Here is a 24,410-nt window from a genome sequence, read left to right on the forward strand (position 1 = left end):
CAAAATAATCACTCACAATCCATCCGTCATTTTTCACGGTGGGCCTATCGGCGGTTTGCTCGGATCCAGTCACCACGGATTTGGATTTCCCATGGGCTGCTTGCGGTCGGAAGGTGTCTCTATCCGATGAAACGCAAACGGCTGACCCACGAGGAGCGCAGGCTTCAAACACGCGAGCGACTGCTCGAAGCTGCGCTTGCGCTGTTCCTTGAGCGAGGATTTTTTTCCACAAGCCTGGAAGACATCACCAATGCTGCCGGCTATACGCGCGGCGCGTTCTATTCCAACTTTTGTGACAAGTCAGACTTGCTGATCGAGTCGTTACGCCGGCAACAGGGCAACCTGACTCACCGCTTGCGTCGCACAATTTCCGAACTCAATGAATATCTGCGAAGCAACGATTGCTTTCTCCTCTGGATGGAGGCGACTCTTCTCGCTCGGCGAAACCCGGCGTTTGGCGACCGGCTCGATCCAATCCTGAACGACGAAGAATCCGCGAGTCCCCGGGGGATCGCGCAAAAAGAGTTGTGACGCCGGCTCGCAAGCACGAGCTGGCTCACTTTTTGATCCAGGCTTATCGAGTGAGCATCCGGCGAGCGAGCGCCGCGCTGCAATTGCGTCAGGCCACGTACTTCTATCAACCCCACCCACGTGATGATCGTGCCGAGCGTCAACGCATCTAGGAAATTGTCGAAGCCCGGATACGTTATGGCTTGGAGCGCATCCATGCCCTGCCGCGGCGCGAAGGCTGGCTGATCAACCACAAGACGACGTACCGGATCTACGGCGAGGAAAGGCTGAATCTACGGCGCAAGCGGCCTCGTCGGCAAGTTGCCGCGGTACACCGGACGGAGCGGCCGTACATCCCTACCATCAGCGCGTGCGTTGAAAAGCGCGTGCAACACCTCCCAGCCAGTTCCGCTTTCAATGGGAGAGGCAGCTCACCATAGTAGAGACGAGATCTCGGCAATATGCGCAGGTTTTCATCGCACTTAAAGCACCTTGGAGGTCCAGAGGAAGGTCCGAGCATTATCTACGAGGTCAGTGGCATGGCGCTGCCTCTACGGCCCTGCCCCGTCTTTCGGTATGAGTGCGGCGTGCTTCCGGTCCAATGACGAAACGCCCGGTGAAAGGCGCTCGGATCGTCGAAACCGACGTCGTAGGCGATGGCGGCAATGGCATCTTCCGATCGCGTCAACCGTTGGATCGCAAGATCGCGGCGTAAGTCGTCCTTGACTGACTGGAAGGTGGAGCCTTCGGCGGAAAGACGGCGGCATAGTGTGCGCACGGAGATATGCAGATCCTGCGCTGTGATCTCGATAGTCGGCACCCTCGGCAAACATCCGCTGAGATATTGGCGAACCCTATGGCACATCAGTTGCTCCGCAAACGACTCGAAGAGCCAGTCCTTCGGAGCATGTGCCAGGAACGTCCGTAAGTCGGACTTTTGCCGCCTGATGACCATGTCCAGGTACTTGGCGTCGAAACGCATAAGCGTCTGCGAGCAATTGAACTGAACCGGCCCCGGAAACAGGTAAAGGTAGTCGCCGGCATGGGATGGGCGCGGGAAATCGAGTTCAACCCCGAGCAATGGGATTCTTTGACCAATCAACCATGATGCCAGGCCGTGTGCGAGCTTGAGTATCAGCTCCCGCCCAAGCGGGCGCGAAACGGGGGCGTTGCGCTTGGCGACGAGTAGAACGTCGCAAACGTTTCCGTCGCGCCGTGCCTTGACACTGAACTCGTCGATGAGCAGGTGCAGGAACTGGCCGAACCGATGCATCGCGATCTCCAGGCGCGGCGCATCCAGAAGGCACAACCCGAGGTATTTCAGCGAGCCATTACGCAATGGTCGGCTGAAGATGCACGGCATTTCATCTTCAAGAGAATGGGCTCGCAGCCGGTAGAGTGTTGCGAATTGCTCTTCCGTCAGACGGGCGCCAGGCTCGCGGAGCAGTTCGTGGGAAATGCCCGCGCAGCCTGCCAGATGCTCGACCTCGCTTGGGGCAGCACCGGCAAGGAGACTGTTGACCAGCGAGACGGGGACAGTAGCCGAAAGCGGATTCAATGGCTTTGCGCCAATACGCCGCGCAGGCGTGGAATCTCGTGGTTGCCGCGAAATGGCGTAGCGATTTTCCTGGGCCGAAGCGGGGAAGTCCCATCGCCCAGCCTAAACACCGCCACGGCCGAGATGAGCGTTGTCGCCTGCTGTTCAAGCGACTGAGCGGCTGCCGCCCCCTCTTCGACAAGCGCGGCGTTTTGTTGGGTCACATTGTCCATCTGCGCAATGGCCTGCCCGACCTGCTCGATTCCCCTGCGCTGCTCGTCGGAAGCCGCTGCGATCTCGCCCATAATGTTCTTGACTCTGGAGACGGCCTGATCGATTTCGTGCATGGTACGCCCGGCTTGATTCGCGAGTGTCATACCAGCTGCGACGCGCGCCACCGACGCGTTGATCAACGCCTTGATCTCCTTCGATGCAGTCGTCGTCCGTTGCGCCAGTACCCGGACCTCTCCCGCGACGACAGCAAAGCCGCGCCCGTGCTCGCCAGCTCGCGCGGCTTCCACCGCAGCATTGAGTGCCAGAATGTTCGTTTGAAACGCGATGCTTTCGATCAGGCCAATAATGTCGACGATTCTGGATGCGCTTTCGCTGATCTCGCCCATGGTGTCCACGACGCGGGCCACGGACGCATTTCCGCGATTGGCGATCTCCGCTGCGTTGGCCGCCAGCACGCTCGCCTTGCTGGCGTTTTCAGCGTTATGCTGCACCGTGCCGGTCAACTCGTCCATGGTCGCTGCCGTCTGTTCGAGGGACGCCGCCTGTTGTTCGGTGCGTGAAGACAAGTCGATGTTGCCCGCGGCGATCTGACGCGTCGCCGTACCGACTGACTCACCGCTCGAACGAACGCCGCTGACGATTCCAACAAGGCTGTCGTTCATGCGCTTGAGTGCAACCAACAAGTGACTTGTCTCGTCGCTCCCCGACGGATCGATGTGAGAAGTCAGGTCACCCGCCGAAACCGTTTCCGCAATGCGTACCGCTTCCGCAAGCGGCCGGGAAATGGAGCGAATCAGTGCCCAGCAGACAAACCCGAAAGTGCCGACAATGAGGATGGTTCCGATGACGTTTGTCCACACCACGCGCCGATAGGTCGCATCGGCCTGCTCATACGCCCGGCGCGCAGCGTCCATCTGATGCTTGACCAACAGGTCAAGCATGCGCGTCAGCGGTGCTACCGCCGGAGACATTTCACTGGCGATGAATCCTCGCAGTCCGTCCTTGTCGTCGGCGCGCAACAGCGCCCGTAGACGGATCACCGCCGCGTCGCTCCGATCCCTGAGCGGAGCAGCGTCGTTGACAAGCCGCTTTTCATCCGCAGTCAGTTGGGTCGCCGCGTAATTCGTCCACGCTTTCCCTATCTTCGCTCGCGCGTCATCGATTACCTTGACGGCGTCGGTCGCAGGCATGCGGCCATCCCTTACCTTTCGCGCCGCACCCGCAATGTCCTGCGAATATCCATCCGATACCGCCTTCAGCTCGCCAAGCGACAAGACGCGGTCGTTGTAAATGGACGCGAGCGACGTATTGGCGTTGTGAAGTCGAAGCACGCTCTGGCTGGCGACGAGCAAAAACAAGGCAAGCAATGCAGTCACCAACAGAACCAGACGGGTCTTGATGCTGAAGTTGTTCATCCGGGAAGCGAGGAGTAATTGACTTGTCGGCTGGGGCTCGCGTGCGTCCGGCAAATGCGAGCCCCCACGGCGCGATTAGAAGGAGTGGCGCATACCCAGCATGACCGCCGTTGTCGACATGGCAGGCGCGACCGGCTGACCGTAAGTGATCGTGGTGGTCATCGTGCCTTTGTTGTTCACGTACCCGTACTGTCCATAGACCATGGTCGTCTTGGAAAGGTGGTATTCCGCCCCCGCAGCGAACTCGGTCGAATGGTTGGTCGAGTTGTTTTTGTCCCTCAGGTAATAAACGGCGCTGGTTAGCTGCAACGCTGGCGTTATCCGATAGCCCAGGCCGGCCGAATACATGTCGATATTGACGACACCGGAATTCGATGGGTTCCTGCCGTTGCTGTACGAAGCCGATGCCGAAAGGCCGTTGCTGAACGTGTATTTCGCGCCCAGATAGATAAAGCGGTTGTTGTCGACGCCGGTTGCGGACGCACCGGGCATCGGATTCGTATCGTGCCCGTTGTAATAAACGGCCGACACGGCAAGTCCGTAGTTCGAGTACTTGAGCACGGCCGACTCGCGCGTACCGCCCTGAAAGCTGCCCGGCGAACCGCCAGGCGCATATTCGAGTACGGCGGAGACACCGCCGAACCTTGGTGTTTCATAAACGATCGCGCTACTGTCGTATAGCGCGCCGATCGGCGCGTTGGTGTTGGTGCCTGGCCAACCCGCGGCTTGGTTCATACCTAACCACGCGGTCAAAATACTGCCGAAGTATTGTGCCGAGCGAACGTCCGTTGCCGCCATGGCCCAGGCCATTGGCACAATTTGACGCCCGGCCGTCACACTGCCGAAGGGCCCCGAAATTCCGACGTTGGCCTGCTGATTGAAGATCGCCGTGCCGCCGGTTGTGTCTGCAAGGCCCAACTTTCCGCTGGTGGTATCGAACGTGCCCTGCAGCTTGAAATTGACGTGATAACCGCCACCAATGTCTTCCGTGCCCCTGATGCCCCAATTGCTGGCGTAGATGCCACCATCCTTGGCGCGATACACCTTGCCGAGGTTGGCTGACGCGGGGTTGAACGTCGCCGCGGAGGTACTTTGATACAACATCCCGGTATCGACGTTTCCGTACAGCGTGACTGACGATTGTGCGTAAGCCACATGCCCCGTTGCGGCCAGCGCGGCCACCGCGATCCACTTCAACTTCATGTCTCCTCCAATTTCTCTTTTTGTAGAACTTCAAGTTGCCAATCCAACACACGCCGACGGCATGCTCGCCACCGGCCGATTCACTACCTCAGCAGGTAATCCTGAAATGCCTCTCGCAGGCGGTTCTTCAATACCTTGCCGGTGGCACCGATCGGCAGCGCGTCAATAAACACAACAGCGTCCGGCGTCCACCACTTCGCAATTCTTCCTCGCAGGAATGTCAACACTTCGTCGGCCGTCAGCGACTCACCCGGTCGCTTTACCACGAGGAGAAGCGGTCGTTCGTCCCACTTCGGATGCCTGGCGGCAATGCATGCGGCGCACTCGATCGCGGGGTGCGAAGTGGCGATGTTTTCGATTTCTATCGAACTGATCCATTCGCCGCCCGACTTGATCACGTCCTTGCTGCGGTCGGTGATCTGCATGAAGCCGTCAGTGTCAATCGTTGCAACATCGCCGGTGGGGAACCAACCCCGCCCGGCGCCATCGCGCAGCAATGGGCTCTCGCCCTGGTTGAGGAAGTAGTCGCTGGCAATCCAGGGCCCGCGCACCAGCAAATCGCCCGCCGTCACCCCATCCCACGCTAGCTCGTCTCCGAGACCGTCAACGATTTTCATGTCGACGCCAAATACGGCTCGACCTTGCTTCGCTTGTGTGATGTAACGATCTTCGGGTGACATTGCCCGGTGTCTCGCCTTCATCACGCCGACAGTGCCGATCGGACTCAGCTCGGTCATTCCCCAGGCGTGCACGACGTCGACGCCATAGGTTTCCTGGAAAGTTCGGAGCATGGATGACGGGCATGCCGCTCCGCCAATGAGGGTGCGCTCGAATGTCGAGAATGTCAGATCGCCCTGCGCCACATGGTTCAGCAGGCCCTGCCAAACTGTCGGAACGCCGGCCGCGAACGTGACTTGCTCCGCTTCAATGAGTTCGTACAGCGATTTCCCGTCCAACCCCGGGCCGGGGAAAACCAGCTTTGCGCCAACCATGCACGCGACGTACGGAATGCCCCACGCATTCACGTGAAACATCGGAACCACCGGCAGCAGCACGTCTTTCGCTGAGCAGTTCAGTGCGTCCGGCAACGCAGCCGCGTACGTATGGAGCAACAAGGATCGGTGTGAGTAAAGGACCCCTTTCGGATTGCCGGTGGTGCCCGACGTGTAACACAGCGAGCATGCACTGTTTTCGTCAAATTCGGGCCAGGTATAGCCGGGTGAGCTCTCGTCGATCAGGTCTTCGTAACACAGCAGGTTCGCGATACCGGCGTCTTTCGGCATGTGCTCGCGGTCAGTCATGGCGACAAAGGCCTTGACCGACCCACAGCGATCGGCGATCGCCTCGATCAACGGCAGGAAGCTCAGATCGAAGAAGATATACTGGTCTTGCGCGTGATTGGCGATGTACACGATCTGGTCAACGTGCAATCTCGGGTTAATCGTGTGCATGACCGCGCCCATGCCGGAGATGCCGTAGTACAGCTCCATGTGCCGATAACCGTTCCATGCCAGCGTGCCGACGCGCTCGGATGCGCGTACGCCCAGGCGGGTAAGCGCATTGGCCATCTGGCGCGCGCGGCGGTGGCAATCTCGGTAGGTATAGCGATGGATGTCGCCCTCCACTCGTCGCGACACGATCTCCGTATCGCCGTGGTGACGATCTGCGTGCGCGATCAACGATGAGATCAGCAACTGCTTTTCAAGCATCAATCCGTTCATTTTTGCGTTCCACTCTCTATTGAAGGACCTCAGGTCTCGATGGCGCCACGCTTCTGAACATGTCTGCGGCGCTCGACGCGGCAAACAACTTCCATCTGTTGCGACGCCGACATGCGGTCCCATAACCCAATTTCTACCGCGGTGCGCCCGCACCCTTGACAGAACTTGCCGCTCAGATCCATTCGACAAATGTTGATACACGGATTGGCAACGGGAGGACCGCTGCACGTTGTGTCCGCGCTACCTTTGCGCATGTCGGTCATCGGCAACGCGTCGATCGGCGGCTCCATTGCTTAGCGCGCCGACCGCTCGACGCCAACCATGGTCTGCATGGCGGTCAATAGCGTTTTCGGTTGCTGGGCGCCGGACAACGCCTGACGTCGATCGAAAACGAAGTACGGCACACCGCTGACCGGTGGTATTTCGTACCCCCATTCAGGGTTGGCAAGACTCCCGTGTTCAGTCGAGACATCCAGGTAAGCCTTGGACGCGCCGGTGAAGCCGCATTCGAGTGCGATACGTGCCAACGTCGCCGTATCGCCGATGTTTTCCCCAAGCAAGAAATACCCGACGAACAGACGCTCAACGAGCCTCTCGTGTTGTTTCGGCGTGCCGAAGCGTTGCCCAAAGTTAATCAACCGATGGGCTGCCTGCGTGTTCGGCATCATTTGAATTCGATCGAACGCAAATGAGATGCCAGCAGCATCGCCCGCGCGCCGGACTTGCTCTCGGCGCATCGCAACGGCTTCCGGACTTCCCAGCCGCGCAAGGTAGAACGCCTCATATGGCACGCCCTCGCGCGGCAAGTCGGGCAGCAGGCGGTGCGAGTGCCATTTCACAGACACATCCACTTCGGAATGAAGCAGCGCAAAACGCTCGAGCGCAACGGCTAAATTCCGTTTGCCGATCAAACACCAAGGGCAAATCAGATCAAAGAAAACGTCAATCTTCAGCGCTTGTTCCATACCCCTTTCCGCCTTGGCATCACAACTGTCGAAATCACAATGAACGTCCACGCATTAACGCTCGGCGCCGCTTTCTTTGGAGTGCACACGCGAGTCGTACGCCCCGTTTGCCGCACGCGCAGGGTATGGACGCTACGCCGACGACACGAAATTCAGGACAGTTCGGCAATAAGCTCGGTGGCACGCGGCCACACGCCGTAACCGCCGGCGGGGTTCAAGTGCCCCACTGCACCGAGATCCACCAACCGGCTACCCCATTCTTGCGCCAATTCCGCAACGCGCTCCACCCGTGCGAGCGGATCATTCGTGCTTGCCGCGACGATGCTCGGGAAAGGCAATTTCCGGCGTGGCATCGGGAGCCAGCCCTGTGCGCGAAGGTCGTCCAGACGAGGGTAGCCGTCAGGCATTGGCGTTTCGAGGTCGGGCGGGGTTGCCAGCAGTGCGCCGAGGATGGGTCTGTCGTGGCGCATTGCCCAATGCGCCACAATCATCACGCCCGCGCTGTGGGCAACCAGAATGACCGGCCCCTCGATCGACGCAAGCGTTGCCTCGAGCACGGCAACCCGCGCTGCCAGTGACAACTTGTCATGTTCCAGCGGCGGCACCGCGCGGGCATTGGGCAGTGCGCACTCCAGATGCGTTTGCCAGTGCTCGGCAACGTAATCTCGCAGGCCAGGGACGATCAGGACGGTCGGAGACAAAACCCGGGTGTTCATCGGCAATCTCTGTTGAAGTGGTAGAGCACGGCAGTCAGCATTCACCTTTCGCCGCGCTACGCAGCTCATTGAGGCGACGTAAATCGTTTGCATAGTTCGCCTTGCCTACCGAAAACGCCACTGCAGCAAGCAGCGCCATCAATGGAATCAATTGCAGCGCCCCATGCAGACCTACCTTGTCGGCCACCACACCAGTGAGGAATGGTCCAGGTGCCAGGCCAAGCAGGTTGTTCGCAAGTGTCAAGGTGGCAAATGCCGAAGCGTGAATGGTTGTCGGGGTGAGATTGGCCACCATCGCCCCGGCCGGGCCGGATGTCCCGGCCACGACCAGCATGCCGGCACCGATCAATACGAGCTGCAATGCGCCTGGCTTCACGTGAAAGCCGATCCCCAGCAAGACGAAGGAGATAAGGCAGTAAGCGATTGCGCTCACCCATTTGCGGGACGGCTGCTGGCGACTCACGCGATCGGTGACCATGCCGCACAAGACCATGCCGACCGCGCCGATCATGACGAATGCCGCCGCGGCCGCACCGGCCTTATCGGGCGCCATGCCGTAGTAGCGATTCAGGTAACTTGGCATCCAGACGAACAGCGAGCCGAGAATGAACAACTGCAGGCCACTTCCGATATAGGCGCAGACCACGGAGACGGTAGAAAAGAGTCCATTGATCAGCACGCGCAGACTGGTGCGGATGCCTTGACCATTCGATCGTTGCTGGCGAAGTCCTCGAACGTCGGATCCGATCCGCTTCTCGGTGACGATGAGCCAGAACCCCGCGGTCAGCAAAATGCCCAGGAGCGCCATCGTGCCAAACGACCATCGCCAGCCCAGATGCACAGCGACGGCGCCACCGAGCGACATACCGAGCACGGAGCCGAAAGCGCCCCCCGCCATGAACGCGGCGGTCAGGGTGGAGCGCAGATGGGCGGGAAAGATACTCAGGATCAGGGCAACACCCACGCTGCCGTACGCGGCTTCGCCGAGCCCAACGAACGCGCGCGCGACAAACAGTTCACCGAAGTTCGTCGCAAGTGCGCAGCCCAGCGTCGCAAGGCTCCAGACCAATGCCATGACAACAATGCTTCTGACGCGCCCCAATCGATCGGCAATCACCGATAGCGGGAAGGTCAATAGACCGACGATCAATGCCACGATACCGCTCAGCGAACCTAGCTGGGTATCCGAGAGGCCCCATGCGCTCTTCAGCAATGGGAAAACAGCGTTCAAGACCTGACGCGACATGTAGTCGGACAGCAGCAGGCCAAAGGTCAACGCGAACACGGCCCACGCATACGTACGACCGACGGTGGGAGTCGCGGGAACACCGCTCACGGCGGGGTCAAAGCAATGGACGTCCAAGATCGTCTCCTCCAAATCCCAGCAGCCGGGCTTTCTCGTCTGCACGAGACGTGCAGCGGATCGCTTCCTGTGCGCGCCGGGGGAGTCTTTCAGTCAAGCGGCATTTTGGCCGCACCCGGTACTGTCAAGCTTAGATGGACCGCATCGGCACGCCTTTCACGCCAGGCTTGCGGTTGGGTGACATGCCAAGCTTGACCAACGTTTCATCGGCCGTCTGGTATTGCTCGCCAATCCTGTAGATCTTGCGCGCTTCCTTGCCGTTGGCCACTTCCCGCCCCAACTCGTGTGCAACGCGGACACATTGCTCGATCTGTTGCACGGAGGTCATGCGTTTTCCGTGCTGATCGATGATGGTGTCTTCAATGCCGCACCGCGGATGAAGCCCCATGGCCATTGCCATCATGTTGAACGGCAGCACGTTCTTCAGCAGCGATTCGGCCGTCAGCGTGCAGCCGTCCGGCGCCCGATGCACGAAGTTGAAGAAGTTGAACGGATTCGGCCCGTCGAAGCCGCCGCCGATGCCGATCCACGTCAAATTCAGCGGCCCCTTGTAGACGCCCCTGCGCACCAGGCGCTCGAGTGTCTCGAACGCGTGGATGCCGGTCAGTTGGAAGTGAGGCTGGATGCCCGAGGCCTGAAGACGGCGCAGATGCTCCTCCACCCAGGCCGGTCCTGCGGGCACGGTCATTTCGCTGTAGGCAGCCATCAGCGCAGGGTGGGCCAGCGAGGTTCCTGCCAGGTATTCCGGATACAGGAGCTCCATGATGTTCATCTGCGTGGTGTTGATCGCCACGGTCACCTGATCCGGCTTCGGATCGAGATCGGCCAGCATGTGACGGGTATCGTCGGACAACCACTTCGCGGCCTGCCCGTCGTCTTCTGGCGCAAACGAAATCGATCCACCGACCTGAATGATCATATCTGGCACGGCGGCGCGCACGCCCGCGATCAGTTCGTTGAACTTCGACAGGCGCTTGGAGCCCTTACCATCGAGTTCGCGCACATGCAGATGCAGCACGGTGGCGCCGGCCTCGTAGCAATCGACGGCCTTCTGGATTTGCTCATCCATCGTCACCGGAATATCTTCCGGAAAATCGGCAGGCATCCACTCAGGGCCGTAAGGCGCGACGGTGATGACTACCTTTTCCTGGTTTTCGGGATGCAGGGAATCGTCAAAAAATTGCATGTTCTACTCCTGGTGCTTGCCTGTTCGAAGGTCAGAAAGGAATATCGCCGATGATTCCCGCGCGTTCCATCTTTCGGTGGCTCGGCGGATAGTCCATAACGGCATAGTGCTGCGTACTCCGGTTATCCCAGATCGCGACGCTGTTTGGCTTCCATCGCCAACGCACCTGGAATTCAGGGATGTAGGCTTGGCTGATCAGGTAGCTGAGCAACTGTGCCGCGCCGGGATTGGCGTCCTGGCCGAAGCGGACTCGGGCCGCGGTGTGGTAGTTCGTGAAGTGTGTGGTGAATGCGTTGACGAACAGGATCTTTTCGCCGGTATCCGGATGAATGCGCACCACAGGATGTTCTGCATCCGGAAAACGTGCTTTCAGTTCGAGCCGTTTCTCAATCGGCATGGCGGCGCCGAAACTGGCCTCGATACTGTGACGGGCGCGCAAATCGGCAATTTGGTGCTTGATGTCGTCGGGTAGTTTTTCGTAGGCAAGCACCATGTTCGCCCACATCGTGTCGCCGCCCACGGGTGGGCATTCCACACAGCGCAACACGCAACCGAAGGGCGGCGCGTCCCGCCATGTCGCATCCGTATGCCAAGCATTCTCGTAGCGGTCGTTGGGCTGCTCAGGCGACTTGTAGATCCGTACCAGCCCCGCATGCTCGGGGTCGCTGCCTGCCACGGGGTGATCTTCAAGATCACCAAACCGGCGGGCGAAAGCGACGTGTTCGGCGCGCGTAAAATCCTGATCCCGCAGGAACAGCACGCGATGTTTGACGAGGGCGGCGCGGATTTCGCCAAACAGGCCGTCGTCGTGAACGGCGTCGGCCAGCTTGACGCCGGTCAACTCGGCGCCGATCGAAAACGTCAGTTGCTCAATTTGCATGTTCGCTCATTCCTCGTGGTGAACTCAGATCACGAAGATCGACGAACCGGTGGTGTTGCGCGATTCCAGTTCACGATGCGCGTGCGCCGCGTCTTGAAGCGCGTACTGCTGGTTGACTTCAATCTTGATGCGCCCAGCGCCCACATGATCAAAGAGCTCCTGCGCAAGCGCGGCCTTTTCCACGGGGTCGGAGATATAGTCCGCGAGGGCTGGGCGCGTGAGATAGAGTGAGCCCTTCATGGCCAGTACCTGAGGATTAAGCGGCGCGATCGGACCGGACGCGGTGCCCACGCAGACCATCAACCCGCGGCGCTTGAGGGAATCGAGTGAAGCGTCAAAGGTCGTCTTGCCAACGCTGTCGAACACCACGCTCACGCCGACGCCACCGGTCAGTTCACGAACACGCGTTGCGACATCTTCAAGGCTGTAGTTGATCGTATGATCGCAACCATGGGCACGAGCAATCTCGGCCTTGGCTTCGCTCGATACGGTACCAATCACGGTAAGACCGAGCAGCTTGGCCCACTGCGAGACGATCAGCCCGACGCCGCCGGCGGCAGCGTGCAACAGAATGACGTCCCCTTCCTTGAAGTCGTAGATACGCCGCATCAGGTAGGCCGACGTGAGGCCTCGCATCGTCATCGCCGCTGCGGTCTCGCAGGTGATCGCGTCGGGCAGCTTGATCAGCGGCGCGGCCGAGATGAGACGCTCGGTGCTGTACGCGCCCAAGGTGTTATACGCCCCCGTGTACGTCACGCGATCGCCGACGGCGACGTTCGTCACGTTCTTGCCGACGGATTCGACGATACCTGCCGCCTCGGTTCCGAGTCCTGACGGCAGGGGTGCCGGATAGAGCCCGGTGCGGAAGTAAATGTCCGCAAAGTTCAGGCCAACGGCAACGTGACGCAACCGAACCTCATCCGGCCCCGGATCCCCTATTTCGAGCGCCTCGACTCGCAGAACCTCCGGACCACCGGTTTCGTGAAAGCGAACAATCTGAGCCATGCTGTTTCCTTTGACTATTCCTGGGCCACCGAGCGCACAACCTTTGGCAGCGATTTCTTGCAAGCTTATGTGACCGACGGAAAAGCGTTATACTTTTCGCGCCACTTATTAAACATTTAACGCCACGATCGAGAGATCTCATCTGATCGACGATGGGTCGGGCGACGGAGATTTGTGATGGATTTGCAGATTCGGGCGGCGACGTTCAGTGGCTATCTCGAGGTTGCGCAGGCGCTTCACTTCAGTCCTCATGACCTGCTGCGCAAGGCCGGAATCAATCCTGCCGTCCTGGCGACGCCGGAAGAGCTGATTTCGGCCAAAGCGATGGTCTGGCTGATTGACGAGTCTGCTGCGCAGACGGGGAAACTCAATTTCGGGCTTCGCATGGCGGACCAGCGGAAGGCTTCGGGAATGGGGGTGGTCGGCATGCTCCTTCCGCATCGACGTACCTTGCGCGACGCGATCGAAACGCTGATCGAATATCGGCAATTGCTCAATGGGATGTTGGTTACCGACATTACGGACAATGGCAACGTCGTGTTTATTCGTCAGGAGGTTGTGCCTGTAACGGGGCACTACTCACGTCAGGCGACCGAGCTTGCCATGGGGGTTCTGGTGAACGCGTGCCGATTGCTGCTCGGCGCCAAATGGCGCCCTCTCTCGGTGCACTTTACGCATGCCCCACCTTCGGAACTGCTGTTCCATGAGCGGGTGTTCGGATGTGAATTGGCGTTCAACAGCGAACTCAATGGATTCACGTGTTCGAGTCGCGATCTCGATGGCTTGAATCCGCTCGCTGATCCATTCATGGTCGAACAGCTTGAACGAAGTATTCAGACGCGGCTTGACGTCGACCGCGACTCGGTGACGCTGGCGGTACAGCGAGCGATCGTGCTGTTGCTCCCTGTGGGTCGCGCATCCATCAACCAGGTGGCAGACCATCTTCATATGAGCGTGAGGACCCTGCAACGTCGCCTTGACGATGAGGCGGAGCAATTCTCCGATCTTGTGGACACACTACGACGTGATCTGGCCGCGCAGTACCTGATGAACAAACGGTACTCTGTCGAGCACGTCGCTACGTTGCTTGGCTACACAAGCCAGAGTGCATTTGCGCGCTGGTTCAAGGCCGAATATGGACGCTCGCCAACCCAGTGGCGGGCTTCGCAGACAAGCGCTGGGGCGCGCTCCTGATCAGAGCTGGCACGGCCTACGTCTCGGGCGCCTTCAGGAGAGCGGAACGCCCGTCATGTTGCCGACGAGAGCGAAAAGCACTTGCAGGAGGCCGATCGTCGAATGGACGGATACATCGTTGGAGGGCGCCGACGAAGCCAAGGGCGCAAGGTCAATGCATGTGCTTGGATGCCTCTTCTGTACCCAGGGAAGTGAAGCCTTTCTCAATGAAAGGGTTATGCCGGGCCGGTTCGTGGGAATCGATGTGGCAGGAATTTATGCGGCGGGTGTTGGCAGAAATAAAGGTCGAAGCCCGGTTCACGGAACACGATCTTCGTGCCAAGGGCGCAAGAGATGCCGAGATTTTGATGCACGTGAAAACGCTTCCGGCGCACGCAGGCCGTCGCCGAACTACAGGCGTTTATCGTCGCAAGCCGGGGCGCGTCAAGCTGATTTGCTTGGGCGTTTGAGTTCTGAACACACACAGGGCTTCCACGCGGGAAGCCCTTTGTTTATCTGTGGCGGAGAGAGGGGGATTCGAACCCCCGATAGGCTATTAACCTAGCTATTCGATTAGAATACAGCCTTGAACAAAAAGAGAATTGCGCCATTTCGCCATCCTACTCGACACTGGGCCTGATGCCGCAAGAACTTGATTCTGCCTTGCGTGTGGGCGCTCATTAGGGAATGGGCACGTTCGCTCGGCCATCTCGCGGAGAGAAGGAAGCATGTCGGTCTATGTATCGGATTGCCCTAGGTGCGGAGCGAAGCGAATCACGCACGATGTGAAGGCTTTCACCCAGATCGGTGTGGCGCATGGATGGCAGCATGTGTATGAGATTTTCTGCGTTTGCCGACATTGCCGCCAAGGGACCATTTTCGTCGGCGCCGACGATTCCCCCGAACAAGGAAATACACTGAGCGGAATTGGTTTAATGCACGCCAACATCTCTCTCAATGATTTTCTTCGTCAGGAAGGCTACATCAGCAAGAAGGACGAAAGGCGCGTAGCCGCGCCCGTCCACGTTCCCCAAGAAATTGCCATTGCCTTCGACGAGGGGGCCACTTGCTTCGCAGTCAACTGCTTCAATGCAGCAGGTGCGATGTTCCGACTTTGCGTTGATCTAGCTACGGTTGACCTGCTGCCCGCCGACGGAACTCCGGAGCGCCCGAACCCTCGCGTCTGTCGAGACCTTGGCCTTCGACTGCCATGGCTATTTGATACCAACAAGCTCCCAAACGACTTGCGCGACCTAGCCACTTGCATTCGAGAGGATGGGAACGATGGTGCCCACCGAGGCACCCTCACGAAGGACGAGGCAGCAGATCTCCAAGATTTTTGCGAGATATTCCTAACTCGCGTGTTCACTGACCCCGGAAGGGTTCTCGCCGCCGCAGAACGCAGAGAAGCACGCCGGGCACAATGAACGCTTTGTGAACGGTCGCGTTTTCCGGCCTCTCCTTTTGTTCTCACCTGAATAGCGCTGCTTTGATCCAACAAGATATAAGCCCTGACGTGTCAGGGCTTTGTGAGTTTTGGCACCGAAGATCAAAATCACATATTGATATAAATCAATGTGGCGCACAAATGGTGCACATACGATCAACATAACTTCCCGCGATCCAAGGCATATCAGTCATTTCGTGGTCTTGGTCGGCGTTTTTCGGAACCAGAACCACCAAACTCCGAAAAGCACGCATGCATAGCCGACCAAGGCTGCTAAGAGTCCATTTGATTTTTCCTCAATCCGTACGTTGCCATCCTCTTGAATGACTGTAATCGTCTTCAGCGTAGGCAAAACCGCATACGTCTGTTCACGCCTCTCGTGGGTAATGGCGCCAGAGGCACGGTAGTTGTACGACCAGCCAATCAAGAGAGCATCGCGCGTTGCGCTTGGGCCAAGCGCCGTCTGAGCCACAGACCATGGCGACAGAATTCCAATCGCAATCAAGCACGGGAGCACTGCAACAAGCAGTGGGCACGCATACTTAAGGATCGTGGGCAAGTACTTGAACATGCTAGTGGCTCAAAGTTCTCGGTGTGGGGGAACGTCGCAGTGGCGTGCCCCTCTCGATTGTACGGTTAGTGTCCGAGGGAAATTCCATAATTGCCGATTCCGTTCGCAATCTGATTACTGTCCCAGAGACTGGGCGCCGCAAAGCGGCCTCTCTCGTCAGGCCGCTTATGGCCGAAAACGGTCACGCGCGAGGGGCAGTTTTCGACCCAAAGTGGCCGTACAGATCTCTCGACAACAGGCATTCAAATCCTGACTACACGGGCTGCAGTAGGCAGCTTCTCAGAAGGCAATGTTCGGCGCATCACCGCTGCGCGCGCAAGCTGGCCCACGACCAGGTTTGAACATTAAGCAGCACGGATGCTCCTAATACGGCTTATGGCAGCAGCGGCACTTAGAGCCAACCCAGAAAGTCCATGTGCCACGTGGAGTACGGATGGCGAGCGACTTGCAGTGTGGGCAGGCCAGGACAGCAAGCCCTGTCACACCAAAACAGAGTGCACATACTAAAGCAACTATGCCCGCCAAGGCTTTGGCTGACTCCGGTAAGACGATCGAAAGCAGCGCGGCAACACCAAGTGTTCCCGTTATTGCTGCCAGATAGAAAAACGTGGCCTTTGTGCGCATTCGCATAGCTGGAGGGTTCCTAGTGAAGCTGTAGGAAAAAAGTATGCATACAGGCAGGCGCCACGAAAGAATAGCCCGAATGGCTCTTCATGGCCGAAAACGGTCACGCGCGAGGGGCAGTTTTCGACCCTCAACAGACTGTAAGCGTTGCGAAAAGCAGTCGTTCGATGGAAACCAAACGTCCACGCGCGATTCGGCTAAAGAGTGATTACCCGAAGCTCACCTGCGGTCCGGCGGCAGGTTTTCCTTATTGAGCTTGGTCTGGTACGAGTGTGCCATGCTGGAAAAAAACGCTTCGTTTCGACTGGTCGCGCTGCTAAGCAAGGTTAGAAGTTCGGCTGCACGTGTACGCAATGGAATCCAACATGGGTGATGCATCGCACGTTTATTGACTGCCGCGGTTGTTCCTCCTTCCAACACCGAATCCGGAATTTCGTCCAGTGCAGTGACAATCCCGACAATGCCATCCCGCTGCTGTTTGGTTAGTTCGCCGCTCGAAAGCGTCAATATACATAAGCCTGCCGAGACGTCATCCTTGAGTTCCCACGCCACGTTATAGTTACCCATTAGGTCACACTGCGAGTCTGCGTCCGCAGCCAAGATTTTTAGCGCTTTCACAAAATAGTAGAAGGAGTTCGCAAATTCCTCTTCTGGTGACATTCCGCTGCTTTCCGGTTGACTCGTCATTTTGCCGCCCCAGATGTCGATTTCCGTAAGCCAAGTTTAGTATGCGGGCAAGGTGCCAACCGATACTACTGAGCGCCAAGGGGGAACCGCAAGATGTTGTAGTACGCAAGCGCCCCACCGAACGTCCCTTCCCGGCCGAAAACGGTCACGCGCGAGGGGCAGTTTTCGACCCAAATCCGCCCTTCAACGTTACGCTCCCAACGCCGGAAAGCTGCTTCATAGCGGCCGCTTCCATTACTCCACGCTTTCCGCTGATCGCCACTCACCGACGGTGGGAATCTCGCTTGGATGGAGAGCGGGCGTCATGCAAAATTATCCTTTTGTAGCTGGCAACGGCTCTTCAACATCGGCCGATTCCGTTTTTGCTTTCGACTTGCCAGCGATGTCGATCACTTTCGCCCGGAGTTCGGGCACCAGCTCGACGGCTCTTTCGAATGCCTTGGAATGAACCAACTCGTGCCATGGACTTCCGTGGTTCCTTTCATCCGCAAGCAGACGCAAAGGTGCCTCCTCCATCCGCGACAACGCTGATCCAAACAGGCGATTTTCAAATGCTGGATCAATTCTTACGGCCTCCTTCCGGTAACCTTCGTACGCTTTGGACACCGATGCCTTAAATGCATAGTCCTCAGCCAACCGGAATCGCTGGCCGATCTGCTTTGTTGCCAGCCACGCGAACCAAAAAGGCGCACCGACGCTCACGAGCGATACGCCGAGATGCAGAGCAATAGCTCCCCAAGTCGGTGTGGCGCTTGAGAGAAGCCCGTTTAAAGCGCGAACCCGTTCGTACCCAATGACCGCCGCCGCTGCCAACGTAACGATCAAACTGCCAGTCCACCATCGAATGGAAACGTTAAGCTTGTTTGCTCGATCGTCAAAGGCTCCAGCCAGTCCCTTAGACGTCGCAATACGGTATGCGTCTTCGCATTTCTCAACGACTGCTGCAGCGTCATCCTGATGTTGTCGGATAGCGCGAGCCACTTCCACGATTTCGGCTAGAGCCTTGGTTGCTTCCTGCTGCGATATCCTCGCGTCAGTTTCGGATTGTTTGGTTCTCTCTCTTGCTTCGTGAAGTGCAGCAAGATCGACATCAAGAGACTCCGCCGCGGCATGCGCAGCCAGAATCTGTTCTGCTTTCGTTTCGAGATCGCCTGTTTTGCTCTCGACCGAGTTGACCCGCGTTTCAGCAGCGTTGATCCGACGCTTCAGTTGGGGAGGAATCGCATACAATTCGGGTTGCGTTGGCCACTGAAACGCGTCGGTAAGCAAGGAATTCAGTGTCGCTAACATCAGCAGCAACGCTGGCACTGCTTGGACAGCGTTGCCATTAAACATGTGCGGGACGGTATTCCCCACTGCGTAATTGATGCCTGAGGTCATTCCCTTGATGCGTGTCGCAACGTCTTCAGGGAGCTCGATGTCTGCCTGCTTTCGAATCTTGTTCGAAAGAGAACTAATCAGGGCTACGATATCGTCACGGCTTACCCCGACTACATTCCATCCATATACTGCGTTGAGTTGTCGCTGCTCAGCCGCATTTTTTACTGATGCCGACAGCGCATCGAGCGCGACGCAAAGAGCTAATAAGTTTGGGTCGAGTGTTTTTTCGTCAGCCATTTTTTCCCCGAAATATTCTAGTGCCTTGCTGCTGTAAAGTTTCAAATCATCGCGAGGCGCTATGTTAAATCACCAACGTCGCATATTCTCCGTAACCGACGCAAGCGTTGAGCGCCTTCCATAGTGGCAACTTCTCACTGTTTAGCAGACGTTTGAAACACGAACGCAAAGAGCCGGTCGTGGTTGTGGATTCACTCGCCAAAGCGACTTTGCAGGCCAACACAAATAATTAAACATCAATTACTTACAAATAACGCCACCCCAAAAAAACTCCATAGGTACTTCGCCCATCGTTATCTCTGCCACGACAAAGGAACCAGTTGAAAGCTTTACTCACTGACCAATCGGCCCCACAAGAGCAGTTGCCGAACCTGAAATTTCAATAATCCGACCTGCGACATCGATGCAATTTCGATTCTTGTAGTTCCCACTTGGAACATCGTAGCTCGCTCCGTTCACGATGACCGTCAACGAGTATCCGTCGTTACGACAAACACGATAATCCCTCACCGCCTCACCAGAATAAATCACGTTGGCACGGCTCCCGATGTTGTCTATCAAACGGCATCCGCTGTCACAGTACGGCCCCGCAAAGTCCGTGCTGGCAAATGCCGGACCACCAATCAACGACAACGCGACGAATAATGCTGGTGCGAACGCTTGTTTCATCAGTAACTCCTCGTTTTTGGTATCTCTACTTCGAACGGCATTTACCGGAGAAACTTTAACGCCCCCCCGATCCCGTCGCACCTGCGATGACGGAGAGCACCAAGGCGAGTGCCCGGATGAGTTCACGCAAATCGAAGCAATTATTTTTCCTTGCAAAACTGTAACCCATGGATTACATTTGATCCTATGAGGAAAATTCTCCAACACCCCGAATTCAGCAAGTGGTTCTCCGGCTTGAGGGACCGCAAGGGCGTTGCCGCCATCGCCCAACGGCTCGACCGTCTGGCGCTCGGGAATCCCGGCAACGTTAAGCCGGTCGGCGAGGGTGTTTCGGAATTGAAGGTTGACGTCGGCCCCGGCTATCGCGTGTACTTCGTTCAACGTGGCACGGTGCTGGTCGTCCTGCTGTGCGGCGGCGACAAGTCGACGCAAGCCAAAGACATCAAGCACGCGAAGAAGCTGGCCGACGAATTGGAGGACTGAGAAATGAAACTAAGCGAACTGAGGGAATTTGACGCCGCAGAGGCACTAAAGGACGACGAGACGATTAAGCATTACCTTTCGCTCGCGTTTGAAGGCGGGGATTCTCGCGAAATTCAGCGGGCGCTCGGCACCGTTGCTCGCGCTCGCGGGATGAGCACCCTTGCCCGCGAGTCGGGAATTGCTCGCGAAGCACTGTATCGTGCCCTGTCCGACACGGGCAATCCAGAATTCGCCACCATCATGAAAGTGGTCGGCGCACTTGGCCTGCACCTCACGCTGGCTCCGAATTCCGAATCCCCCAATGCCGTCACTGCTTGAGCATCACGTTCAGCCAAACAATCCGACTGGCTCGGATGCACGATCCCAACTGTAAATGATCACCTCTCTACGGTCGGCCCCTTTGCCGCCGCCGACCGTGTAAGTGATCCCGCACGTATCGATCTCGAACCCATCGAACGCCCGCCGAATGTCCGGGTGATCGTTGAGGCTCACGATGGCCTTGCCCTTGATACGACGCAGCGCTTCCGCCATCCGCTCATACTGCTCAAAAGCAAACGGCACGCCATACCCCTCGGTTTCCCAATAGGGCGGGTCAAGATAGAAGAACGTGTGTTCACGGTCGTACTTTTCGATGCACGCGAGCCAGTCAAGATTCTCGATGTACGCGCTGGCCAGCCGCAAGTGCGCAGCAGACAGCGACTCCTCAAGACGCAACAGATTCAGGCCAGGCGGCGTCGTAGTCGCCGTGCCGAATGTCTGCCCCTCGACCTTCCCCCCAAAGCAGTTGTGCTGCAAATAGTAGAACCGGGCCGCACGCTGAATGTCCGTCAGCGTTTCGGGACGCGTCTCTTTGAGCCACTTAAAAACCTGCCGACTGGACAGCGCCCACTTGAACTGACGCACGAACTCTTCGAGATGATGTTGCACGACGCGGTACAGGTTCACCAGTTCGCCGTTGACATCGTTGATCACCTCCACCTTAGCCGGATGCCGGAGGAAATACAGCGCTGCACCACCGGCAAACACCTCGACGTAGGTCTCGTGCGGCGGGAACATAGGAATGATGGTATCTGCGAGACGGCGCTTTCCGCCGATCCACGGAATGATTGGTGCTGTCATTTTTTGTGAGCGTGTTTTGGTTTTTGTTACAATCCGCCCCGCCTCCTAGGAAGGTGGCAGAGCCTTGGCTTGGCTCACTGGGTACTCAGTGTGTCAGGCGACCGTCGCGGTGCTCTAACACCAAGACGGTCGCTCTGTCTCTACTCAAGCGCCTGCGCGCTACTGCAAGTCGCTACAGTCACGACGGCCACGCGGCCACCGTCTTGCTATGTCGGATTGCGCAGTCAACCAACGCCCCCAACAAGTCACTTTGCACCCACGCCTGCCACACGTCGTAATCGTCGGCGGAAGGCCCGTCGGGAATCATGCAGTCCGCAGCAAGAGCGCTATCGAGTTGCGGCTTGCTTGGCGGCGGCAACGGCTTCGGAGAGACTGCGCACCCGGCCAGCGTCAGGGCGACAATCAGCAGGCAAAGGCTTGTCTTTTGCATAGTTCTTGAGATCCTTCGAAAGTTGATCGAGCTTGCCTGCAATCGCGGCTCGCTCGCTGATGTATGAATCGGCGGCTTCCTTCACTTTGCTCGCGGTCTCGGCAAAGTCCGCAAGCGCGGCAACGGCCGACGCCTGGCCGTCGAGCGCCCGCTCCTTTTGCGCGCCCGCAACTGCGGCACTCATACGCCAACCGTTGATCACCCACCCGGCCGCAGCCCCTGTGAGCAACAGCAGCACGCCCACCACTAGGCACGCGCCGAGCTTCGTCACATCCGACATAACCATTCCTCCACATCGCGACGACGCACTAGGCCGTCGAGCTTTCGCCCGCCAGCCAGCACCCAACGTCGGTACTCGTTGCAGGCGTCGTCCTGACGCCCGAGGTTGACCAACCGCAGTAGCGTGCTTTTGCGCAGATTCGGCTCGCCCAGGTTGAACGCGAAATCACCGAGCGCCGCGCGTTCGGTCTCAGAGATCGGCACGCGCACGTTGCGGTCGACGGCGTCGAGCGCGATCTCGATGTCTTCCACGAGCCACGCGTCGCACTGCGCTTGCGTCGCTGTCATACCTGCGCGAACGCCGCGCGTATGCCCGTAGCAGATCGTCCAGACGCCGACGGAATCCTGATATGCGACGTAGCGCACGCCCTCGAAATGCGGAACGAGCACCATCAAGGCAGCAATGGCACCCGAGCCGAGGACCGCAAGCAACTTTTGCTTGATGTCCATACATCACTCCCCTTTGCGCGATGGCCCAATGAAGTTCTTGTAGACGTAGTGCAAAGCCAGCAGCACCACGTAGACCAACGTCGCCATGCTTGCCCAGTCCGCCACCCCATACCCCATCAGGGTCATGACTGGCACAGGCGTCGCAGGTGACGCCTTGATCACTTCCACCGCCAAATCAGCGTTTGTCACTCCATACCCCGCAAAAAAGCCGCCCCAAAATGGTGGCGGCTGAAATGAAAACGGCCCGCGTTATGCGGGCCGTCGACGAAACGGATTGACTGTGAAGCAAACAGGTATTCGCTCGAACGCCTCCCAATTGGTTGCGTCCCACCCCTTACCGTCCCATCGGTTCCATGCCTTCCAACCGAGCTTGTATTGCCCGAGCGGCCCCTCGTAATAGAAATTGAATCCCCGACCAAACGCTATGAACAGCACCAGGTCGTCACGCTCAACGTATTTGACAACGCGCCATTCAGACGCGTCGAACGTCAGGCCAACCGCGTAATCAAAACCGTACGCCGGGTTGCGATTAAGCCACCATACGCGCGCCCAATACCGCCGCCAGGGAGTCGAACCCCATGACGGATCGAGATATCCATCAAGCCATCCAGCGTCGAGCGTCGCATCGAACGTCTGGAACCATCGCAATCGGCGAGGCAAGTTTCCAGCCTCGTCGGCGAGCAGCGGCACCCACCAATTCACTGCGATCACCGCGATCATCGTTGCCGTCAACGATGCCGTGACACACATGGGATAGAGAAGAATCCACATCACTCCGCCCCAATGACCGGAACAGGGTCCGCCGGATCAGGCACGTTACCCTCTGCCTGCCATCGCTTGAACTCTTCATAGTCGACGTTACCGTCCGCCATCGGAATCGTTGCGCCGTCCGAGAGGCGCGTGACGAAACCCTCGGTGATATAGAGCTGATACATGGTTAGAGCCTCGCAGTGATGACGAATGCGGCGTTGTTATAGGCATTTGCTTGGCCAGCCGACACGGTTCCTGTGGCGGCAAGGCGCATGCAACGCGTCGTGTTGTAAGCGATGGCTGGCGTGTTGCATTGGGTCAGCGCGAACGAAATCGACGGCACCGTGGGGGGGACTCGCATTTCGACCGGGTAGTCAATGCCCGCTGCCCCGACAGGGGCACCTGCCGACCCCGCCCAACCGTTGATGAAGAGCGATCCAATCGGAACGTTGAGCGCGTAACGTTGGCAGGCGGCGAGTTCCGCCTGATACCCTCGGCGCTCTAGCGGCGTAGCGACAGTACCTTCCTCCAACTGCCACTCGGTAAACCAGAAATTCTTCGTCGTGATCGCCCCGCACGCGACCTGCACTTCGATGTTCAACCCCTTCGAGCAATCGCCGAGCGCGATTCCGTTCTGCCAAGGAATGAGTTGCGTTGCTGTCCCTGACGCTACGGCTACAGGAGCACTTGTGGCGATTGCCGTCACGGCCGAAAAATCGTCGGCCGTGTTGGTCGGCTTGCTGAGAAGCACTGTGTAATTCACAGGCGCTCCAACATCGTGTTGCACGACCATCTGGAACATCGCCGTCGCGTTCTTGAGTTTGACAGCCTCGGCCGCCTCCATCCGATACCGCCAAGATATAACCCCGGCACCGGTCAGTGTGCAGCCCGCGAACTTGACCGCATAGCCGGTACGTCCGACTGGCGACGCCGTGTCTTGGATCAGCGTGCCCGCCGTGATGGCGCCGCCCGAGGCCCATCCAGCAATCATTTCCACGGGACCGTACTGGACGGCGCTCGACAGCGTCGGCGTCGCGGTCTGGATGGCCACTTGCGCACCGCTGTTGATGAGTCGATTGCGGGAAGCAGCGGCCCCGGACGAGCCAATTGCGGCCGCAAGAATCCCCCTTGTCACATAGTCGGCCGATACTCGGGTGTCGATGATTTTCTTGATGGCTTCGGCGAGCTGCGTAGGATCCGCCTCATCCGGCACAAGTCCGCCTTCCGCAAGAACGTGCAGAACCTCGTCAGTAATCGCGTTGCCCCACGCCGCCGGGATCAACGACCCCACACGAGGAACGGTTTTATCCTCGTCTACGAACCTGCCATCAACAAGTCCCACTCCGGGAACACTCTTTGGATAATCCATTCATTAG

General features: G+C 58.2%; 27 protein-coding genes. 5 read left to right on the plus strand and 22 right to left on the minus strand.

Going from position 1 to position 24,410, the window contains the following annotated elements; genetic code table 11:
- Window positions 1-126 precede the first annotated feature (126 nt).
- Entirely contained in the window at window positions 127-531 is a 405-nt protein-coding gene (locus PEP31012_RS04150; RefSeq protein ID WP_150588105.1) for a TetR family transcriptional regulator, read from the plus strand.
- Window positions 532-1,033: 502 nt separating this feature from the next.
- Here PEP31012_RS04150 and PEP31012_RS04160 read toward each other — a convergent pair.
- From PEP31012_RS04160 to PEP31012_RS04210, 11 genes are all read right to left on the minus strand, one after another.
- Entirely contained in the window at window positions 1,034-2,083 is a 1,050-nt protein-coding gene (locus tag PEP31012_RS04160; RefSeq protein WP_246171182.1) for an AraC family transcriptional regulator, read from the minus strand.
- A complete protein-coding gene (locus tag PEP31012_RS24130; RefSeq protein WP_150588107.1) occupies window positions 2,065-3,696 on the minus strand; it encodes a methyl-accepting chemotaxis protein in 1,632 nt (543 codons plus the stop codon). Before PEP31012_RS24130 ends, PEP31012_RS04160 begins: the two co-directional genes overlap by 19 nt.
- Window positions 3,697-3,771: 75 nt before the next feature.
- Window positions 3,772-4,899, minus strand: coding sequence for a porin (locus PEP31012_RS04170; protein WP_150588108.1), 1,128 nt, complete (start codon window positions 4,897-4,899; stop codon window positions 3,772-3,774).
- Window positions 4,900-4,982: 83 nt separating this feature from the next.
- Window positions 4,983-6,620 (minus strand): 3-(methylthio)propionyl-CoA ligase, encoded by a 1,638-nt coding sequence (locus PEP31012_RS04175; RefSeq protein ID WP_150588109.1) that lies wholly within the window; start codon window positions 6,618-6,620, stop codon window positions 4,983-4,985.
- Between the two features lie 29 nt (window positions 6,621-6,649).
- Complete coding sequence (locus PEP31012_RS04180; protein WP_343039883.1) at window positions 6,650-6,910, minus strand: DUF1289 domain-containing protein; 261 nt, start codon at window positions 6,908-6,910, stop codon at window positions 6,650-6,652.
- 3 nt (window positions 6,911-6,913) lie between these two features.
- Window positions 6,914-7,585, minus strand: coding sequence for a DsbA family oxidoreductase (locus tag PEP31012_RS04185; RefSeq protein ID WP_150588110.1), 672 nt, complete (start codon window positions 7,583-7,585; stop codon window positions 6,914-6,916).
- 152 nt (window positions 7,586-7,737) lie between these two features.
- Window positions 7,738-8,301: an RBBP9/YdeN family alpha/beta hydrolase gene (locus PEP31012_RS04190; RefSeq protein WP_150588111.1), complete on the minus strand. Its 564-nt coding sequence runs from the start codon at window positions 8,299-8,301 to the stop codon at window positions 7,738-7,740.
- A gap of 34 nt (window positions 8,302-8,335) precedes the next feature.
- A complete protein-coding gene (locus PEP31012_RS04195; protein ID WP_150588112.1) occupies window positions 8,336-9,664 on the minus strand; it encodes an MFS transporter in 1,329 nt (442 codons plus the stop codon).
- Between the two features lie 130 nt (window positions 9,665-9,794).
- On the minus strand, window positions 9,795-10,850 hold the full coding sequence (locus tag PEP31012_RS04200) for a beta-keto acid cleavage family enzyme (RefSeq protein ID WP_150588113.1): 1,056 nt from the start codon (window positions 10,848-10,850) through the stop codon (window positions 9,795-9,797).
- 31 nt (window positions 10,851-10,881) lie between these two features.
- A complete protein-coding gene (locus PEP31012_RS04205; protein WP_150588114.1) occupies window positions 10,882-11,730 on the minus strand; it encodes a TauD/TfdA dioxygenase family protein in 849 nt (282 codons plus the stop codon).
- A gap of 24 nt (window positions 11,731-11,754) precedes the next feature.
- The gene (locus PEP31012_RS04210) at window positions 11,755-12,735 is read right to left on the minus strand and encodes a quinone oxidoreductase family protein (RefSeq protein WP_150588785.1); all 981 of its coding nucleotides are present in this window, start codon (window positions 12,733-12,735) and stop codon (window positions 11,755-11,757) included.
- A gap of 177 nt (window positions 12,736-12,912) precedes the next feature.
- On the opposite strand from PEP31012_RS04210, the gene PEP31012_RS04215 reads away from it, so the two are divergent.
- Together PEP31012_RS04215 and PEP31012_RS04220 are read left to right on the plus strand one after the other, a co-directional pair.
- Window positions 12,913-13,929 carry an AraC family transcriptional regulator gene (locus tag PEP31012_RS04215; RefSeq protein ID WP_150588115.1) on the plus strand — a complete coding sequence of 339 codons (1,017 nt, stop codon included), beginning with the start codon at window positions 12,913-12,915 and terminating at the stop codon, window positions 13,927-13,929.
- 707 nt (window positions 13,930-14,636) lie between these two features.
- A complete protein-coding gene (locus tag PEP31012_RS04220) occupies window positions 14,637-15,335 on the plus strand; it encodes a DUF4145 domain-containing protein (RefSeq protein ID WP_150588116.1) in 699 nt (232 codons plus the stop codon).
- 210 nt (window positions 15,336-15,545) lie between these two features.
- Here PEP31012_RS04220 and PEP31012_RS04225 read toward each other — a convergent pair whose 3' ends face one another.
- The 4 genes from PEP31012_RS04225 to PEP31012_RS04240 form a co-directional block, all read right to left on the minus strand.
- Window positions 15,546-15,926 carry a hypothetical protein gene (locus PEP31012_RS04225; RefSeq protein ID WP_150588117.1) on the minus strand — a complete coding sequence of 127 codons (381 nt, stop codon included), beginning with the start codon at window positions 15,924-15,926 and terminating at the stop codon, window positions 15,546-15,548.
- Window positions 15,927-16,769: 843 nt separating this feature from the next.
- Window positions 16,770-17,210 carry a hypothetical protein gene (locus PEP31012_RS04230; RefSeq protein WP_150588118.1) on the minus strand — a complete coding sequence of 147 codons (441 nt, stop codon included), beginning with the start codon at window positions 17,208-17,210 and terminating at the stop codon, window positions 16,770-16,772.
- Window positions 17,211-17,549: 339 nt separating this feature from the next.
- On the minus strand, window positions 17,550-18,854 hold the full coding sequence (locus PEP31012_RS04235; RefSeq protein ID WP_150588119.1) for an AAA family ATPase: 1,305 nt from the start codon (window positions 18,852-18,854) through the stop codon (window positions 17,550-17,552).
- A gap of 333 nt (window positions 18,855-19,187) precedes the next feature.
- Window positions 19,188-19,523, minus strand: a complete 336-nt coding sequence (locus PEP31012_RS04240) for a hypothetical protein (RefSeq protein WP_150588120.1) — start codon at window positions 19,521-19,523, stop codon at window positions 19,188-19,190.
- 186 nt (window positions 19,524-19,709) lie between these two features.
- On the opposite strand from PEP31012_RS04240, the gene PEP31012_RS04245 reads away from it, so the two are divergent.
- Together PEP31012_RS04245 and PEP31012_RS04250 are read left to right on the plus strand one after the other, a co-directional pair.
- Window positions 19,710-20,006 (plus strand): type II toxin-antitoxin system RelE/ParE family toxin, encoded by a 297-nt coding sequence (locus PEP31012_RS04245; RefSeq protein WP_150588121.1) that lies wholly within the window; start codon window positions 19,710-19,712, stop codon window positions 20,004-20,006.
- A 3-nt stretch (window positions 20,007-20,009) separates the two neighbouring features.
- Window positions 20,010-20,324: an addiction module antidote protein gene (locus PEP31012_RS04250; protein WP_150588122.1), complete on the plus strand. Its 315-nt coding sequence runs from the start codon at window positions 20,010-20,012 to the stop codon at window positions 20,322-20,324.
- A 9-nt stretch (window positions 20,325-20,333) separates the two neighbouring features.
- Here the strand turns inward: PEP31012_RS04250 and PEP31012_RS04255 are convergent, their stop codons facing one another.
- From PEP31012_RS04255 to PEP31012_RS04280, 7 genes are all read right to left on the minus strand, one after another.
- Window positions 20,334-21,125, minus strand: coding sequence for a DNA adenine methylase (locus PEP31012_RS04255; RefSeq protein WP_150588123.1), 792 nt, complete (start codon window positions 21,123-21,125; stop codon window positions 20,334-20,336).
- A gap of 326 nt (window positions 21,126-21,451) precedes the next feature.
- Window positions 21,452-21,835, minus strand: a complete 384-nt coding sequence (locus PEP31012_RS04260) for a hypothetical protein (RefSeq protein ID WP_150588124.1) — start codon at window positions 21,833-21,835, stop codon at window positions 21,452-21,454.
- Window positions 21,823-22,284, minus strand: coding sequence for a lysozyme (locus PEP31012_RS04265; protein WP_150588125.1), 462 nt, complete (start codon window positions 22,282-22,284; stop codon window positions 21,823-21,825). The genes PEP31012_RS04260 and PEP31012_RS04265 overlap by 13 nt, the downstream gene beginning before the upstream one ends.
- 3 nt (window positions 22,285-22,287) lie before the next feature.
- On the minus strand, window positions 22,288-22,473 hold the full coding sequence (locus PEP31012_RS04270; protein WP_150588126.1) for a hypothetical protein: 186 nt from the start codon (window positions 22,471-22,473) through the stop codon (window positions 22,288-22,290).
- Between the two features lie 60 nt (window positions 22,474-22,533).
- Entirely contained in the window at window positions 22,534-23,055 is a 522-nt protein-coding gene (locus tag PEP31012_RS04275) for a DUF7338 family protein (protein WP_150588127.1), read from the minus strand.
- Entirely contained in the window at window positions 23,055-23,219 is a 165-nt protein-coding gene (locus PEP31012_RS23560) for a hypothetical protein (RefSeq protein ID WP_174978113.1), read from the minus strand. Before PEP31012_RS23560 ends, PEP31012_RS04275 begins: the two co-directional genes overlap by 1 nt.
- Before the next feature lie 2 nt (window positions 23,220-23,221).
- Window positions 23,222-24,403, minus strand: a complete 1,182-nt coding sequence (locus PEP31012_RS04280; protein WP_150588128.1) for a hypothetical protein — start codon at window positions 24,401-24,403, stop codon at window positions 23,222-23,224.
- Between the last annotated feature and the right edge of the window lie 7 nt (window positions 24,404-24,410).

It is taken from the genome of Pandoraea eparura (genome assembly GCF_902459725.1).
Classification (GTDB): domain Bacteria; phylum Pseudomonadota; class Gammaproteobacteria; order Burkholderiales; family Burkholderiaceae; genus Pandoraea; species Pandoraea eparura.

What these genes read in the sequence shown, in the direction of transcription:
- PEP31012_RS04150 (WP_150588105.1), top strand. Translation starts at nt 127, where the DNA reads ATGAAACGCAAACGGCTGACCCACGAGGAGCGCAGGCTTCAAACACGC.
- PEP31012_RS04230 (WP_150588118.1), bottom strand. Translation starts at nt 17,210, where the DNA reads ATGTCACCAGAAGAGGAATTTGCGAACTCCTTCTACTATTTTGTGAAA.
- PEP31012_RS04280 (WP_150588128.1), bottom strand. Translation starts at nt 24,403, where the DNA reads ATGGATTATCCAAAGAGTGTTCCCGGAGTGGGACTTGTTGATGGCAGG.
- PEP31012_RS04225 (WP_150588117.1), bottom strand. Translation starts at nt 15,926, where the DNA reads ATGTTCAAGTACTTGCCCACGATCCTTAAGTATGCGTGCCCACTGCTT.
- PEP31012_RS24130 (WP_150588107.1), bottom strand. Translation starts at nt 3,696, where the DNA reads ATGAACAACTTCAGCATCAAGACCCGTCTGGTTCTGTTGGTGACTGCA.
- PEP31012_RS04175 (WP_150588109.1), bottom strand. Translation starts at nt 6,620, where the DNA reads ATGAACGGATTGATGCTTGAAAAGCAGTTGCTGATCTCATCGTTGATC.
- PEP31012_RS04210 (WP_150588785.1), bottom strand. Translation starts at nt 12,735, where the DNA reads ATGGCTCAGATTGTTCGCTTTCACGAAACCGGTGGTCCGGAGGTTCTG.
- PEP31012_RS04235 (WP_150588119.1), bottom strand. Translation starts at nt 18,854, where the DNA reads ATGGCTGACGAAAAAACACTCGACCCAAACTTATTAGCTCTTTGCGTC.
- PEP31012_RS04180 (WP_343039883.1), bottom strand. Translation starts at nt 6,910, where the DNA reads ATGGAGCCGCCGATCGACGCGTTGCCGATGACCGACATGCGCAAAGGT.
- PEP31012_RS04190 (WP_150588111.1), bottom strand. Translation starts at nt 8,301, where the DNA reads ATGAACACCCGGGTTTTGTCTCCGACCGTCCTGATCGTCCCTGGCCTG.
- PEP31012_RS04185 (WP_150588110.1), bottom strand. Translation starts at nt 7,585, where the DNA reads ATGGAACAAGCGCTGAAGATTGACGTTTTCTTTGATCTGATTTGCCCT.
- PEP31012_RS04240 (WP_150588120.1), bottom strand. Translation starts at nt 19,523, where the DNA reads ATGAAACAAGCGTTCGCACCAGCATTATTCGTCGCGTTGTCGTTGATT.
- PEP31012_RS04200 (WP_150588113.1), bottom strand. Translation starts at nt 10,850, where the DNA reads ATGCAATTTTTTGACGATTCCCTGCATCCCGAAAACCAGGAAAAGGTA.
- PEP31012_RS04265 (WP_150588125.1), bottom strand. Translation starts at nt 22,284, where the DNA reads ATGGACATCAAGCAAAAGTTGCTTGCGGTCCTCGGCTCGGGTGCCATT.
- PEP31012_RS23560 (WP_174978113.1), bottom strand. Translation starts at nt 23,219, where the DNA reads ATGTATCAGCTCTATATCACCGAGGGTTTCGTCACGCGCCTCTCGGAC.
- PEP31012_RS04255 (WP_150588123.1), bottom strand. Translation starts at nt 21,125, where the DNA reads ATGACAGCACCAATCATTCCGTGGATCGGCGGAAAGCGCCGTCTCGCA.
- PEP31012_RS04205 (WP_150588114.1), bottom strand. Translation starts at nt 11,730, where the DNA reads ATGCAAATTGAGCAACTGACGTTTTCGATCGGCGCCGAGTTGACCGGC.
- PEP31012_RS04170 (WP_150588108.1), bottom strand. Translation starts at nt 4,899, where the DNA reads ATGAAGTTGAAGTGGATCGCGGTGGCCGCGCTGGCCGCAACGGGGCAT.
- PEP31012_RS04245 (WP_150588121.1), top strand. Translation starts at nt 19,710, where the DNA reads ATGAGGAAAATTCTCCAACACCCCGAATTCAGCAAGTGGTTCTCCGGC.
- PEP31012_RS04220 (WP_150588116.1), top strand. Translation starts at nt 14,637, where the DNA reads ATGTCGGTCTATGTATCGGATTGCCCTAGGTGCGGAGCGAAGCGAATC.
- PEP31012_RS04260 (WP_150588124.1), bottom strand. Translation starts at nt 21,835, where the DNA reads ATGTCGGATGTGACGAAGCTCGGCGCGTGCCTAGTGGTGGGCGTGCTG.
- PEP31012_RS04275 (WP_150588127.1), bottom strand. Translation starts at nt 23,055, where the DNA reads ATGTGGATTCTTCTCTATCCCATGTGTGTCACGGCATCGTTGACGGCA.
- PEP31012_RS04250 (WP_150588122.1), top strand. Translation starts at nt 20,010, where the DNA reads ATGAAACTAAGCGAACTGAGGGAATTTGACGCCGCAGAGGCACTAAAG.
- PEP31012_RS04215 (WP_150588115.1), top strand. Translation starts at nt 12,913, where the DNA reads ATGGATTTGCAGATTCGGGCGGCGACGTTCAGTGGCTATCTCGAGGTT.